13 protein-coding genes and 3 tRNA genes are annotated in these 14,764 nt (G+C 46.7%); 7 read left to right on the top strand and 9 right to left on the bottom strand.

Annotated elements, in window-relative coordinates:
* Both VK497_03735 and VK497_03730 read left to right on the top strand, forming a co-directional pair.
* Nucleotides 1–733: AAA family ATPase (locus tag VK497_03735; protein ID HMI09476.1), on the top strand; the 733-nt coding region annotated here is incomplete at its 5' end.
* A gap of 9 nt (nt 734–742) precedes the next feature.
* Complete coding sequence (locus VK497_03730; protein ID HMI09475.1) at nt 743–1,396, top strand: tetratricopeptide repeat protein; 654 nt, start codon at nt 743–745, stop codon at nt 1,394–1,396.
* 10 nt (nt 1,397–1,406) lie between these two features.
* On the opposite strand, the gene purL is transcribed toward VK497_03730, so the two are convergent.
* Genes purL through purK form a run of 6 tightly spaced genes read right to left on the bottom strand, consistent with a single transcriptional unit; the run spans nt 1,407 to nt 9,400 of the window.
* Nucleotides 1,407–5,237 carry a phosphoribosylformylglycinamidine synthase gene (gene purL, locus VK497_03725; protein HMI09474.1) on the bottom strand — a complete coding sequence of 1,277 codons (3,831 nt, stop codon included), beginning with the start codon at nt 5,235–5,237 and terminating at the stop codon, nt 1,407–1,409.
* On the bottom strand, nt 5,234–6,346 hold the full coding sequence (locus tag VK497_03720; protein HMI09473.1) for an AIR synthase-related protein: 1,113 nt from the start codon (nt 6,344–6,346) through the stop codon (nt 5,234–5,236). Before VK497_03720 ends, purL begins: the two co-directional genes overlap by 4 nt.
* Complete coding sequence (locus VK497_03715) at nt 6,343–6,891, bottom strand: ATP-binding protein (GenBank protein HMI09472.1); 549 nt, start codon at nt 6,889–6,891, stop codon at nt 6,343–6,345. Before VK497_03715 ends, VK497_03720 begins: the two co-directional genes overlap by 4 nt.
* Entirely contained in the window at nt 6,884–7,723 is an 840-nt protein-coding gene (locus VK497_03710) for a hypothetical protein (protein HMI09471.1), read from the bottom strand. Before VK497_03710 ends, VK497_03715 begins: the two co-directional genes overlap by 8 nt.
* Nucleotide 7,724: 1 nt before the next feature.
* Nucleotides 7,725–8,243, bottom strand: coding sequence for a 5-(carboxyamino)imidazole ribonucleotide mutase (gene purE, locus VK497_03705; protein HMI09470.1), 519 nt, complete (start codon nt 8,241–8,243; stop codon nt 7,725–7,727).
* An 8-nt stretch (nt 8,244–8,251) separates the two neighbouring features.
* The gene (gene purK / locus VK497_03700) at nt 8,252–9,400 is read right to left on the bottom strand and encodes a 5-(carboxyamino)imidazole ribonucleotide synthase (GenBank protein ID HMI09469.1); all 1,149 of its coding nucleotides are present in this window, start codon (nt 9,398–9,400) and stop codon (nt 8,252–8,254) included.
* Nucleotides 9,401–9,439: 39 nt separating this feature from the next.
* Here purK and VK497_03695 point away from each other — a divergent pair, with 39 nt between their 5' ends.
* Entirely contained in the window at nt 9,440–10,393 is a 954-nt protein-coding gene (locus VK497_03695) for a phosphoribosylaminoimidazolesuccinocarboxamide synthase (GenBank protein ID HMI09468.1), read from the top strand.
* A 7-nt stretch (nt 10,394–10,400) separates the two neighbouring features.
* Here VK497_03695 and purB read toward each other — a convergent pair whose 3' ends face one another.
* The 3 genes from purB to VK497_03680 form a co-directional block, all read right to left on the bottom strand.
* A complete protein-coding gene (gene purB / locus VK497_03690) occupies nt 10,401–11,804 on the bottom strand; it encodes an adenylosuccinate lyase (GenBank protein HMI09467.1) in 1,404 nt (467 codons plus the stop codon).
* A gap of 127 nt (nt 11,805–11,931) precedes the next feature.
* Nucleotides 11,932–12,017, bottom strand: a tRNA-Tyr gene (locus tag VK497_03685).
* Nucleotides 12,018–12,056: 39 nt separating this feature from the next.
* Nucleotides 12,057–12,133 (bottom strand) — tRNA-Thr (locus VK497_03680).
* Nucleotides 12,134–12,274: 141 nt separating this feature from the next.
* On the opposite strand from VK497_03680, the gene purD reads away from it, so the two are divergent.
* From purD to rpmG, 4 genes are all read left to right on the top strand, one after another.
* Entirely contained in the window at nt 12,275–13,594 is a 1,320-nt protein-coding gene (gene purD / locus VK497_03675; GenBank protein ID HMI09466.1) for a phosphoribosylamine--glycine ligase, read from the top strand.
* A gap of 22 nt (nt 13,595–13,616) precedes the next feature.
* Nucleotides 13,617–14,336, top strand: coding sequence for a hypothetical protein (locus tag VK497_03670; GenBank protein ID HMI09465.1), 720 nt, complete (start codon nt 13,617–13,619; stop codon nt 14,334–14,336).
* 45 nt (nt 14,337–14,381) lie between these two features.
* Nucleotides 14,382–14,457: transfer RNA gene (locus VK497_03665), tRNA-Thr, on the top strand.
* A gap of 83 nt (nt 14,458–14,540) precedes the next feature.
* Entirely contained in the window at nt 14,541–14,747 is a 207-nt protein-coding gene (rpmG, locus tag VK497_03660) for a 50S ribosomal protein L33 (protein HMI09464.1), read from the top strand.
* Nucleotides 14,748–14,764: the final 17 nt, after the last annotated feature.

Below are 14,764 nucleotides of genomic sequence, written 5' to 3'. Positions count from 1 at the left end.
TGTAGGCTTATCTACGATTGCACTTCAGATCGCAGGCAAGCAACTAGCGGCCACTTTGCGACCACAGGACAAAAAGGAACAAGCTGACAGCGAGCGGGGAACTATCACTGTTGAGATGATCCGATTACTATATGACCAGACCAGGGCAAAACGTACGAGTGCGCGTATTATCGTCATTGATGATGCAGATCGCATGAGCCGCGGAGCATCCGCTGCATTTTTGAAGCTGCTTGAAGAACCTAGTGCTCATACCCATTTCATACTAACCACGCATGCTTCGCAGCTGCTTGTACCGACGATTCGGTCGCGCGTTCAGGAACTTGTCCTGCAGCCAATCACGGCAGCACAAACAGACGAACATCTAATTACCTTAGGGATAGAAGAAACGACAAAACGCGCACAGTTACAATTCATCGCGCACGGTCTCCCTGCGGAGCTAACAAGACTTGCGAGAGATGATACATATTTTGCACAAAAGGCGGACCTCATGTCAGACGCGCGTACGTTATTGCTAGCTAAAGCCTACGATAAATTACCGGTCATCCAAAAATATCAATCAGACAAAGACGCGGCGCTTGAGCTGATCAATAGCGCGATAACCATCGCAAGGCGCAGTTTAAGCGCTAAGCCCCAGGCATCTCTCGTCGATCAGCTAGAGCGTCTTTTGCAGGTCAAGGAACATCTGTTATCAAACTTTAATGTCAGATTACAACTGACACAGCTTGTGCTATAATACTATGGTATGTTAGGCGTCTTATTATTAGCAGGATTTGGCTTTTGGGCTGTTTTTCGTCGTCAAACCCTTAACGAGGTTGTCACTGATTTACCGCTAAAATTATCCGAAAAACTCGAACGTCTATGGGAAGTTGCACAGGAATCTTTGCGCGACAAAAAATATCTTCGTGCTGAAAAAGCGCTGCTCACTATCCTACGTGTCGACGAGCGAAATGCTACGGCGTACAACCGACTCGGCATTCTATACGCTAAACAACAAGCATTCAAAGATGCCATTGAATGCTTTGAAATTGCACAAAGCCTAGAACCAAGTGCAAGCAGCCTACATAACGTCGGGTTAATCTATTATGAAACGAAACAATATGAAAAAGCGGCTCTCGCGTTCGAACAAGCGCTTGCTATGGAAAATGACCTTGCATCACGCCATATCGCGTACGCGAAAGTACAGGAAAAGCTAGGCCACAACAAACGAATGATCGCATCTCTTGAAAAGGCCGTCGAGCTTGATCCGATCCCTCAGACGCTTAACGTGCTTGCCGATGCGTACGATCGTACTGGCCAAGCAGAGCTTTCAGCTGAACTACGTGCAAAATCTGCAAAAATGATTATCCCTCAGGATCAGCCAAAACGCGTCAAGCAACCTCGACGCGTTGTTATGTAGTTCATTCTTATTACCTTTGGTCATCGACCCATTTACGAGCGTTCTGGAAAAGTCGGAACCATGGCGAATCTGCACTCCAATCAACAGGGTGCCATGATAATTGGCGGCTCATAAAAGCCCTCTCAGGATGAGGCATCATTATCGTCGCACGGCCATCAGGCGTCGTTAACGAGGTAATGCCGAGCTTCGAACCATTTGGATTCAGTGGGTATTGCTCTGTTATTTCACCCTGATTGTCAACATACTGCATCGCGACCAAACTATCTTTCTGCACTTGAACGGCTGCATCATTGTTTGGAAATTTAACCCAGCCCTCACCGTGAGCAACTGGCACCGGCAAAATTGATCCAAACATGTCCCTAAACAGAATTGACGGTGATTCATTCACCCGGACACATACAAGTCTAGCTTCAAATTGCTCGGAGGTATTTTTAAGGAATGTGGGCCAGTTTTCAGCGCCTGGAATCAATTCCTTGAGCGCAGACAACATCTGGCAGCCGTTGCAGACACCGAAGCTAAATGTATCCTGCCGTTCAAAGAACTGCTTGAATTTCGCTCTTAGGTCATCGTGGAAGAGGATCGTCTTCGCCCAGCCCTCACCTGCACCCAGCACGTCACCATAAGAGAATCCTCCGCAAGCGACAAGGCCGACGAAATCATTCAAATCCACCTCGCCACTCATCAAATCGTTCAAGTGAACATCGACGCTGGTAAATCCAGCTTTATCAAAAGCCGCTGCCATTTCTATCTGACCGTTCACACCTTGCTCGCGGAAAATAGCTACTTTTGGCCGCGAGGCATACCTGTTTATTACAGGTATGAAAGTCACAACTGGTGATATTCCTAGGTCTGTCTCATCGCTAATCGCCATGTATTCCTGTTCCGCCGCTTCTGGATTATCGCGAAGTTTCTGGATTTGGTAGCTTGTATCAGTCCACCAGCTCTCTAGCTGCATTCGCGTGTTCTCGTAGACTACTGACTCACCGTCACTCACTGTAATCATTTGATTGCCTGCTGGTTGACCAACGATATAGGCATTGTCCAGAGCTGCCAGCACAACTGTTTCATCGGATTTTTTGACCTGAATCACCGCACCGAGTTCTTCATTGAATAATTTCTCGATTGTGGTACCCGGCATTTGAGACAGGCTAATAGTAAGGCCCGACCGGCTCGCAAAAGCCATCTCGGCAAGTGTTGCGAAAAGCCCACCGTCCGAGCGATCGTGATAGGCAAGTACCTTGTCTTCAGCCTTCAATTTAGTAAGTGTAATAAAGAAATTTTTGAGGGTTACTGGATCAACATCAGGTGTCGTATCGCCAACTTGGTTAAATACCTGTGCAAGTGCGGAGCCACCCAGACGGTTCGCGCCTCCACCAAGATCAATCAAGACGAGTGACGTGTCATCTGTCGTATTAAGCAACGGTGTGAGTGTACGTCGAACATCCGTAACTGGTGAGAAACCTGTAATGATCAGCGACAGGGGACTCATAACACTCTTTTGCTCGCCTTTATCTTCCCATACCGTGCGCATACTCAGCGAATCCTTCCCTACGGGAATCGTCAGCCCAAGATCGGGGCAAAATTCTTCGCCGACTACCTTAACCGTGTCATACAAATTCTGATTTTCACCCGCGTCCGAGGCAGCCGCCATCCAGTTAGCCGACAGTTTGATGTCGGATAGTTTTTCAATATCACTTGCCAGCATATTAGTAATTGTCTCGCCAATGGCGATACGAGCAGAAGCAGGTGAATCTATCAGTGCCAGCGGCGTCCGCTCGCCCATGGCCATTGCCTCGCCAAACTGACTATCAAAGGCGGCGGCCGAAACGGCAACGTCCGCCACTGGCACCTGCCATGGACCCACCATCTGATCACGCACTGTCAGACCACCGACATTTCGGTCGCCAATCGTAATTAGGAATTTCTTGCTGCCAACAGCCGGAAGATGCAGCACCCGCCTAGCAGCCTCCGCAATACCTATGTTTGTCAGGTCAAGCGCGGTTTTCGGAAGGCTTCTGCGGGTCACTTCACGCGTCATTTTCGGCGGCTTGCCAAATAACGCTGCCATCGGCATATCTATTGGATTATTATCAAATAGCTCATCGTGAACAATCAGCTGCTCGTCTTCGGTTGCAGCACCAACAACGGCAAATGGACAGCGCTCGCGCTCACAAATTTCGGTAAATAATGCCAGGTTCTCATCGGTGAGGCCAATCACATAGCGCTCCTGGGCTTCGTTACACCAGATTTCTAACGGCGTCATACCTATATCGGCATTCGGAATGTCGCGCAGTTCAAATATGCCGCCCATGCCAGAATCATGAACAAATTCGCTCAAGGCATTGGAGTAACCGCCCGCGCCAATGTCATGAATGGTGATGATCGGGTTGTCATCACCCATCGCCCAGCATGCATCAATCACTTCCTGGCAACGGCGTTCCATTTCGCCATTCCCGCGTTGAACTGATGCAAAATCAAGGTCCGCACTGCTGGAGCCAGTCTGCATGCTTGAAGCCGCACCACCACCGAGTCCGATAAGCATAGCCGGACCACCCAGAACAATTACTTTACTGCCAACATGAAGTGTGTTTTTCTGGACATGCCCATCGCGAATATTGCCGAGGCCCCCGGCTATCATAATTGGTTTATGATAGCCCCGCACTTGGCCTTCAGATTTCTGCTCATAGGTTCGGAAATAGCCGGCAACATTCGGCCGGCCAAATTCATTGCCGAAACTCACTGCTCCAAGCGGCGCATTGATCATAATATCAAGCGCTGATACGATTCGGTCAGGTTTGCCGTATGGTTTTTCCCACGGTCGTACACTACCTGGGATGTTCAAGTTCGAGACGCTATAGCCAGCCAGACCAATTTTTGGCTTACCGCCACGTCCGGTTGCGCCTTCGTCGCGAATTTCACCACCAGTACCAGTTGCCGCGCCGGGAAACGGCGCAATAGCAGTTGGGTGATTGTGTGTTTCCACTTTAATAATAGAGTGGATGGGCTCTTGATGGTATGCGTACCTTCCTGTTTTTGGCTCAGCGAAAAATCGTCCACCCTTTTGGCCTCTCAGAACAGCCGCGTTGTCAGAATAAGCTGACAGAACGTCATCACTTTTCTGTTCATAGGTGTTACGGATCATTTTGAATAAGCCTTTCGGCTGTTTTTCGCCATCAATAACCCAGTCAGCATTGAAAATTTTGTGACGGGTATGCTCGCTATTCACTGCGCCAAATGTCATTACTTCCACATCAGTTGGATTACGGCCGATCTCCGTAAAAGCATCGACAAGATAGTCAATCTCTCCGCCATCCATTGCTGTACCAAGTTCCTTGTTCGCCTTGATGAGCATGTCTCTGCCACCCGTGAGTGTATCTATCGTCGTAAACGGTTTTGGCTTTGATGCGACGAACAGCCGCTCAGCTTTATTAAGCGAGTCTAGCACACTTTCGACCATACGATCATGCAGTACTTCACTGATACTTTGACGATGCAGCTTACCTGTTGCCTGAATATAATAGGCCGTACCGCGTTCGATACGAGCAATATTTTTGAGGCCGGCATTTTGGGCAATATCGGTTGCTTTGGACGACCAAGGCGAAACCGTACCGGGTCGCGGCGTAACGAGAAATAATTCACCAGTCGTTTGTCCAGCGTAGGTCGAACCATAAGTAAGCAACTTTTCCAGCCGAGCGGTATTCTCCGGGGCAACACCTCCATCAACAAAATGAATGTACTCAGCATCCACGGCCGTGATGCTATGATCGAGTGCCTGCAATTGCTTCAGTAGATTCCGCCTACGAATATCAGAAAGAGCAGCGACATCTGCAAATATTTTCATCCACGTACCTCTAGCGTATCGCCACTAAATGTAATATTTTTCGATTTGACAGTAACCTGGCTTGGTCCATCCTCAACCTTGCCTGCAATGATAGCCTTGAGACCTAAACCGCCAGCAATTTCTACTACTTTTTTAGCATCATTCTGAGACAAATAGATAGCAAATCCAGCACCCATATTAAAATTACCATACATTTCTGTGTCACTTGCCCCCGACAACTCCTGCATGAGCAAAAATTCAGGTGGTACATCAAGCTCTTTATCTATAACATAAGAAAACTTTTGAGTAGCTCGCATTAACTTACGCCACCCATGCCCGGTAATATTTACCATGTAATGAACATCGAGATGAGCTTCTTGTATGTCGCGCACCAGCGCGACATACAAATGCGTAGGCGTAAGGATGGCTTCACCAAATAATCTTCCATCTGATAGGGAAGTCGTGTACAGACCTGGGTCTTTATCTGCAAGGCTCCGTACAAACGTAATTCCATTTGCATGAATGCCACTGCTTTCAACGAGGACAATAACATCACCTGCAGTTAATTTATCACCAAGCACCAATCTATCTTTGGGATTAATTATGCCAACTGCCGAGCCGCCTAGGTCAATCGTGTCAGGGTTTATAATCCCCTTAAGTGCTGGGGTTTCACCGCCACCCCAGGTGGCACCGCTCTTTACGCATGCAGCGGCCCACCCGTCAATGAGGTCTCTTGCACGTACTTCATCGCGCATCCAATCTGAATTCCCAATAGCAAAATAGGCATTAACAACCTGGGGAAGTGCGCCTACTACAATCAGATCATTAACAATCATTGCTACTGTATCTTGCGCAATCGAATCATAATATGTCTTGCCTGTGAACGCTCGCATGGCATCTGCAACTAGGTTTTTTGTCCCCAAACCTTCAACAACCAAGGCACGGTATGCATCATGTTCTTCCCACACATACGCAGATTCGCCACGGCTCTCACTGATCTCGTGTGCATCAAACGCACTCAATTGCGGAGCTGTTCTACTGGCCGCTTGTTGAGCGAGCACCTTAATCGGATCCATCGCGCTATAGTCAACTCCTGTTTCGGCGTATGTTTGCTGTGGTTGTTTTTTCATATAGTGTCCTCTGGTTTTAAGTGATGCAAGATAAATTCCGCTCTGTCCTTAACAGTTCCCGCATGTACGATAATGGGGTTTATGCCTGAATCGGCGTAGGCATCATGAAGTAAGCCTTGAATATTTTTTCTAAAATCTTCGTCCTCAACGCGTGCGTAATCTTCTTCATACGTTGGCAGTGCCTGTAGCAAAAATACGTTTTGGTAGTGTGAAGTATCGGCAAGCTTTTGCACCCACTTTTCAACATCAAAATTATAATAGCGCAAAAATGCAATCGTATCCTGCATACCACGATCAAAAAAGGTGAGGATAGACGAATCATGAGTCAGCTCTATTTTCTGTTTTAATCGCGTCACTTCTTCCTGAAACCATTTTTCATCTCTGCGCAGGTCTTCGACAGTTGCCCCCCTGCCCAACGCGTCATCTATAACGGTACGGGCAGCTTCCGGAATTGTATGATATCCCATTTTTTCAAGCTCTGCCAAAAGCGTTGTCTTGCCAGTTGAAGGACCGCCGGTAATAACATGCCAATTGTTTTTAGACATCTTCGCCTCTATTTTTTGCGTTAAAGTTTCCGATCTGCAGCCGACTTGCTACTCTCTGCCAAGTTTGACCTGAATTAGCGGGGTCAATTAATTCAAAAGCTACGCCGCTATTTTCCGCTAGACCCCCGTCTTTCACAAGATCATCTCCAACATAGACAATACGTCTTTTCTCGTCATTCGATAAACCATTACGGGCGGGAATTTTCACACCGTATCCTTGAGCCCACATTGAACGAGCTACCCCCATCAGAAGAGGAGATGGCTTAATAAGGTTCTCGGGTGCTTCCTCTAGGTCTACAACAATGCGTTGAGTCGTCTCCGTGGCAATGACATGTGTCGGAATATCTATGCTCCACACTTTAAACGTTTTTTCAATGAACGGTTCATGTCCAGATGAGATAATAGCATCATCAATTAATTGCCCTTCTTGACGGGCGGCCTCTATCATTGCGCATAAATCCAGGTAGCCTTCTGTTGGTCGCGGCCACAAACTACCATCTAAAAAGCGTGTTCCTATTTCACCCATTAATATATTGAGCTTGGTTTCCGTAAGTTCCTGAACAAGTCGATTAAGCTCTTCGTTTTTTGCGTCCGGGGCTAACTGTTGTACGACCTCGATGGGTGCTCGGTTGCGAAGACCTCCTCCGCTCAAAAATGCACTGAGCGCCTCAGATCCAAACATATCTTCAATACTTAGTGTGTATGCTTCTGCTACACCCACGCCGCTAGGCGATTTCTCAAATGTACGAAATGCCGTATCATCAAAGTCCTCCGCGATAAGTCTTGCGCGGTGAAAGGTTTCTGGCGTCTTTACAGCACCCTCTATTGACATGCTACTTTTGATCCTTCAGATACTGCTTCCAGCCAATTTTCTTCAATTTCTTGTCAGCAGAGAGCACATTTTCGTGTTGCTTCGTACGCCATGTATCATAGGCGACTGCGAGATTCGCGTCATGCAAACACAGTATCTCAATAACAAATAATGCAGCGTTCTTGGCGCCGTTTTCTGGCATAGTCGCAAGGGGTATTCCGGGCGGCATCTTAATATTTGACCATAATGCTTCATGGTCATGATGGTCTCGTTTAACTGGCACTGCAATCACCGGGAGGGAAGTATGCGAGGCTGTCATTCCCGCTAGATGTGCCGACCCTCCGGCGCCAGCGATAATAACTTTAAGTCCGCGGTTCAAGGCCCCTCCTGCATAGGCATCCATAGCATCTGGAGTGCGGTGCGCCGAAATAATTCTCACTTCGTAGGCAACTTTGAATTCATCAAAAATTTTAGCTGCCTCGATCATAATGTCGAGATCCGAGTCTGAACCCATAATTATTCCTACTACCGGCTGTGCCATGTTCGCTCCTATATGTTTAAGTGATGCCTTGCTCGTCGCGCTCGTTCTCTAGCTTCTTCCATTGTTGCGCCAGTGGCTGTAATGTGCCCCATTTTACGATCCACCTTTGTGGGCGACTTTCCATAAAGATGCACGCTTACGCCTGGAATCAGTAACGCATCACCAAGCCCTTCTACGATAGTTGGGCCGTCACGGTCGCCTAATATATTAACCATTACAGCAGCGGGGACGACCATAGAGGTATCGCCAAGCGGCAGTCCCGTCACTGCACGAATATGCTGTTCAAACTGTGAGGTTCTATTAGCTTCCATCGTGTAGTGTCCAGAATTGTGAACACGCGGCGCAATTTCATTAACTAGCACCTCGTCCGTTTCAGTGAGAAACATCTCAATGCCAAATGTGCCAGCACCCTCAAGCAGTTTCGCTACTTTTAAAGCAATTTTTTCTGCTTTTTTTCGTGTTTGCTCATGTATTGGTGCAGGCGCAAGCACCTCAATACAAATATTGCGCTCATGAATTGTTTCAACGATTGGATAGGTTGCCGCATCACCGTTCGCATTTCGTGCAACCATCACCGCCAGCTCTTTCTTAAAAGGTACATATGCTTCGGCATACAGTTGTCGACCCGCAAATAATTTGAAAGCTTCATCTATATCTGTTGTTTTTACAACCAGCATGTTGCCTCTGCCATCATAGGCGCCGTGTCGAGTTTTCAGTAGCATCTTACCGCCAAAATCTTTTAGCGCCTTACGGGCTGATTTTTCGTCTTTAATTTCAACAAACGAAGCAACCGGTATGCCGGCGTGCTCTAGGAATTTCTTTTGAAGAAATTTATCTTGAATAAGTTTAATAGTCCTAGGCGCGGGGTTAATCTGACTACCCTGGGCCACAAGTGTATCGAGTGTATCAGCGTCAAGATGTTCGATTTCAATAGTCAGATGATCAGAGAGTTCAGCCAACGATTTTAAGGCAGCGGAATCATACAAATCAGCAATGATCTCTTCTGCGCCCACCTGGGACGCCGGGCTCCCGGAGGTGGGGTTTATCACCACGACTTTAAACCCAAGGGGCAGTGCCGCAAGAGTGAGCATACGACCTAGCTGGCCTCCACCAACGATGCCTATCGTCTCCTGTTCATTCATATGGTAATCATACATGAAACTTGTGTTTTTCGGTATCCCATTTATACTTAACGTATGAATAAAACCGTGATAGAGGATACGAATTTTCAGTTCCCTAATCAGTTAGCACTTTATCACGGCAAGGTGCGTGATGTGTATGATTTTGGGGACACATTATTAATAGTAACGACCGATCGCTATTCGGCATTTGACCGCAACTTAGCACTCGTTCCGCATAAAGGCGAGCTTCTTACGGCTATTAGCCGTTGGTGGTTTGATCAGACAAAACACATCGTCCAAAACCACATAAAAAGCTTCCCTGACCCTAATGTGACATGGTGCAATAAATATAAAGTGTTACCTCTAGAAATGATCGTCCGAGGATATATTACGGGGGTAACCAATACGTCACTATGGCACACCTACAGTGAAGGACAGCGCGATTTTGGCGATTTTACATTACCTGAGGGACTTACTAAAAATCAAAAGCTGCCAAGCCCCGTCCTAACACCGACGACTAAATTTGAGACGCATGACCGTCCGCTCACTCCAAAAGAGGCCGTAGCAGAGGGATTAATTGATGCCGATACATGGGAAAAAGCTCAGGATATCGCCCTTAAATTATTTATTTTTGGACAAAAAACTGCCGAAGCCAATGGGTTGATTCTGGTTGACACCAAATACGAGTTCGGCCTAGACGAACAGAATAATATCGTTCTTATCGATGAAATTCACACACCGGATTCTTCACGCTACTGGCGTGCCGATAATTACCAGCAGCAAATCGAAAAAGGGCAAGAACCCGATAACTATGATAAAGAATTTGTTCGTCTTTGGTTTAAAACACGTTTTGACCCCTACAAAGACACAGTAGCGCCAGAACCACCAGACGAACTTTTAGAAGAACTCGCCAACCGTTACGTCTACGTATACGAACGTTTGACCGGCCAGAAATTCATTCCAGCAAGCGGCGATCCGCTTGCTCGGATTGAAGCGAACATTCGAGCAGCAATAGATACCACTAATTAGCCCTTATCTATTCTTGATTAAGCGCTATTTCTTTGGCATAGCCAACATACGTCGCCGGGGTAAGGCTTCGAAGCCGTTTAGTAGCTTCTTCTGGTAATACATCCGCAACCGAATCAACTAGTTCATTGTATTGCTGTTTTGTGAACAACTTTCCACGCGATAAGCTTTTCGTGGTATCGTACCCGCCTTTAATATTGTAACGTCGAAGCATTTGCTGTATTGGCTCAGTCAGAACTTCCCAGTGGCTGTCGAGATCATTTGCGATAGCTGCTTCACTAGGACTTATTTTCGACAGTCCTCTTTGTAACGATTTTAAGGCTATGAGGTTGTGTCCAAGCGCTGTGCCAATGGCGCGCCGCGACGACGAATCACTGAGGTCACGTTGCAGCCGAGATTGTGTGAGCTTGCGTGCCAATCCATCGGCAAGAGTTGCAAAAGTATCAAAGTTAGCTTCAGCCTTTTCAAAATCAATTGGGTTAACCTTATGAGGCATGGTTGAAGAACCTACCTCACCTTTAATACTCGTTTGTCTAAGGTAATCTTGCGAAATATATAGCCATGCATCTTTTGATAAATCGACCATAGGATTGCTAGCTTCGCTCAACGCGTGCAAATAGCGGGCCATCCAATCGTGTGGTTCAACCTGTGTCGTAATGCGGTTGAACTCTAGTCCAAGTGATGTTACAAATTCTCTTGAAACAGCTGGCCAGTTAACTTCTGGGTACACAACCTTCAGTGCATTATAGCCACCCGTAGCACCGTTAAGTTTTCCATATATACGTACCTGAGCAAAGTGATCTGTTGCTTTTGTAATTCGATCAACAAATACCGCAAACTCCTTTCCGAGGGTCGTAGGTGTTGCAGGCTGGCCGTGGGTACGACCTAGCATGGGTATACCGGCCCATGATTTTGCCTTATCGGCGAGATCATTCGATATTGAAATGATGGAAGGCAAAAACACATCATTACGAATGTCACGTAGGCCAAGAGCTTCAGCCAGATTGTTAACATCTTCTGATGTAAGGCCAAAATGAGTTAATTCAATATGATCTTCAAATGCACCCATTTCTGTAAATCGATCCCGCAGCATGAGTTCAACGGCTTTGACATCATGGCGTGTTATTGCTTCGATCGTCTTAATAGCCGCCATATCCTCATTGGTAAAAGCGTGTCCACTTTTGATATCTTCGAGTAACGCCCTTGATTTCTTGGGTAAAGCCGGAACATCCGGCAGTATATCGGCGAGTGTTATAATCCATGCTGCTTCGACGCGGCAACGGTTCTTCATAAATCCAAACTCAGATATATAAGGGCGCAGTTCATCCACTAGACGTGCGTCACGACCATCGATTGTACTGATCGCTCCATATTCGCTTTCAGTAAATGCTTGCTTATCAGATGAATCGGTCATCGCTCAACCTCCCGCCTTAGTAGTGTTTAGGCTTATTTTGTCGTATTAGATGATACTTTGCAAGGAACAGAGAAAGAGAATCGTACCAAAGTAAAATGCCACAACCTTTCGGCGTGGCATTTTACTTTGGTACTGGGGGCAGGATTCGAACCTGCGAAGGCATAAGCCGACAGATTTACAGTCTGTTGTGTTTGACCGCTTCACTACCCCAGCATATCCATCACAAAACAACGAAATATCATTGCCTTGTCATGGAGCCGCTTTTCGGATTCGAACCGAAGACCTGCTGTTTACAAAACAGCTGCTCTAACCAACTGAGCTAAAGCGGCGTACGTGTGTGATACTTAGTTATTTTATCTGATGAGCGCCTGTTTTTCAAGTCATAACATAGAGTGGTCGATATGTAACCATAAGCTTGCAAATCATAACTAACCGCTGTAGAGTTAAATAAAAGTTTAGGAGGGTTGCAAGTGGCTGGATCAGTGTTAATTATTGGAAGCGGTGGACGTGAACATGCATTAGCGGTTGAAATGAGCAAGTCACCCGACGTCACGCTCATTTACTGCGCTCCGGGTAATCCAGGAACCGCCTCTGTACAAAAGACAGAAAATCTACCTTTTGGCCCAAATGACACAGCCGAGATTATTAAATTTACGACAGCCGCTAAAGATGGCCTGACAGTTGTCATTGGTCCTGAAGCACCTCTCGTAGCCGGTCTAGCCGATCAACTGCGCCAAGAGAATATTCCAGTATTTGGACCGAACGCAACAGCCGCGAGACTTGAAGGCAGTAAATCGTTTGCCAGCGACTTTATGCGAAAGTACACCATCCCTCAACCCGAATCGCAGACTGTTCATACTATAGATGAGGCTTACGACGCAATAAAAAATCGCGCACCTGAGACAATGGTTCTAAAGGCCGATGGCTTGGCTGGTGGAAAAGGGGTCGTGCTGCCTACAACAATCATTGAAGCAGAATCAACACTTGCTTCAATGCTGTCAGGTGAAAGCTTCGAGAGCGCAGGTGCTGATGGGGTAGTCATTCAAGAGCGGTTAAGCGGACCGGAGGTATCTGTCTTTGTCATCAGTGACGGCGATCAATACAGTATTATTCCTTTCTTCGCCCAAGATCACAAACGCTTAGGCACGGGAGACACAGGACCAAATACAGGAGGTATGGGTGCATATACCCCAGTACCCGAAAAGATGTTTAATGAACAGGGTCTTTCGAAAATTCGCGAAATAGCCGCACAAACTATTGCCGGTATGGCAAAAGAAGGTACTCCATACCAAGGTGTTCTTTATATGGGTCTCATGCTCGCTGCTGAGCGTAATGGAGATCCTATTGTGATCGAATATAACGCTCGTTTTGGCGACCCCGAAACACAGGTTATATTATGTTCACTCACAGGTATAGACGTTGATGTGTATAAAATGATTCGTGACACTGCCGCTGGTAATACACCTGATTTAGATGACCCGAAGTTCACGGGACAAGCGGCCCTCACGATTTGCCTAGCGGCAAAAGGCTATCCGGAAAATCCCGAAAAAGGTGCAGTAATTCACGGTTTGGATAAAACATATCCTAACGTTATCGTCCACCATGGCGGCACCAAACAAGATGGTGTGGAAGTCGTTGTTTCTGGCGGCCGCGTATTATATGTAACCGGCCAAGGAGCATCTGTTGACGAAGCCGCACAAGCCGCCTATGCGGCTGTTGGCGAAGACGGTATACATTTTGAAGGAATGCAATACCGAACAGATATTGGGCATCAAGCACGTAAGCTATAGATTGATAGGTCTAAAGGATTTTATGTCATTTGAAACACCCCGACTCGTAGTAATCACTTCTGGCGATGGCGGTACAACAGCCGAGGCATTCATTCATGCAAGTCAGGCGGGGTTTGTGGATGCAGTTGTAACCGATATCATTTATAACAATCCTCCATCGCCAGAAGATCCGCTCAACCACATAACTGCCCGTGTTGAACGAATGAATAGACAATACGCTGAGTATGGGGCACACCCGGGTATACATACCAAAACGCACCTCATCAATAACAAGACACACCCCGAAGGGTTAGTTGATAAAACGGCAATAAGTAATGAGGCTTCTGATGCCATGTGTAAAGTTCTCGAAGACGCACGGGCCACATTGGGTTTGCTACTGGGTTTTCGCAAAAGAGTACAGGGATCACTACAAACACAATACGCTGACAAAGGACTGTTGACTAATAACCATCCTGGGCGCGTTGATATACCAGAACTTCGTGGAGCATGGGGTGACGCTGTGCACCAAAAAGCGTATGAACTTGCACGAGCAGGGAAGATTGACCACACGGGTATTACCGTCCAGCTAGTTGACCCTGAATATGATCTGGGCACTGTGCTCGAGACAGTCGCTGTGCCGATCAGCCTTTACGATACCGCGCTAGCTATCCGTAATAATGTTCAAATGGTTGAAAAAATCTATACGCCAAAAATTATCGGTGACTATTTAGCGCATTTGCGAGAGAATGGCACGATACAATAACCTCTTGGCATAAGAGGTCACTTTTGCTACAATTGACCGAGGTATGCCGCGATAGCTCAGTTGGTAGAGCGCATCCATGGTAAGGATGAGGTCCTGGGTTCAAATCCCAGTCGTGGCTCCATTTTTATGCTTTATCACTAGTAATTGTGGCAAAATCATGCTAAAATACATAGGATTGCAATAACAAATTTAAGCGAGTAAGTAATGGCAAAGAAGAATACAAAGCGCAAGTTGGTCGGCCTCGTTAGTGATCTAACAGGACACCGAACCTACTACACCACTAAGAATGTACAAAACACGACTGATAAAGTGGTGCTTAAAAAGTATGACCCGATTGCTCGTAAGCACGCTACATACACCGAAACCAAGAAAAGCCTTGGTCGTAACGAAATTAAACCTCGCAAGGGTTAAATCGTTATACTCTACGT

This window comes from Candidatus Saccharimonadales bacterium (genome assembly GCA_035317825.1).
GTDB lineage: Bacteria > Patescibacteriota > Saccharimonadia > Saccharimonadales > Saccharimonadaceae > DATHGB01.
This window is presented reverse-complemented; position numbering and strand designations above follow the sequence as displayed.

Coding starts and splice junctions, on each gene's coding strand:
- VK497_03695 (HMI09468.1), top strand. CDS start 9,440: ATGAATAAAACCGTGATAGAGGATACGAATTTTCAGTTCCCTAATCAG.
- purE (HMI09470.1), bottom strand. CDS start 8,243: ATGGCACAGCCGGTAGTAGGAATAATTATGGGTTCAGACTCGGATCTC.
- VK497_03670 (HMI09465.1), top strand. CDS start 13,617: ATGTCATTTGAAACACCCCGACTCGTAGTAATCACTTCTGGCGATGGC.
- rpmG (HMI09464.1), top strand. CDS start 14,541: ATGGCAAAGAAGAATACAAAGCGCAAGTTGGTCGGCCTCGTTAGTGAT.
- VK497_03710 (HMI09471.1), bottom strand. CDS start 7,723: ATGTCAATAGAGGGTGCTGTAAAGACGCCAGAAACCTTTCACCGCGCA.
- VK497_03720 (HMI09473.1), bottom strand. CDS start 6,346: ATGAAAAAACAACCACAGCAAACATACGCCGAAACAGGAGTTGACTAT.
- purB (HMI09467.1), bottom strand. CDS start 11,804: ATGACCGATTCATCTGATAAGCAAGCATTTACTGAAAGCGAATATGGA.
- VK497_03730 (HMI09475.1), top strand. CDS start 743: ATGTTAGGCGTCTTATTATTAGCAGGATTTGGCTTTTGGGCTGTTTTT.
- purL (HMI09474.1), bottom strand. CDS start 5,237: ATGAAAATATTTGCAGATGTCGCTGCTCTTTCTGATATTCGTAGGCGG.
- VK497_03715 (HMI09472.1), bottom strand. CDS start 6,891: ATGTCTAAAAACAATTGGCATGTTATTACCGGCGGTCCTTCAACTGGC.
- purK (HMI09469.1), bottom strand. CDS start 9,400: ATGTATGATTACCATATGAATGAACAGGAGACGATAGGCATCGTTGGT.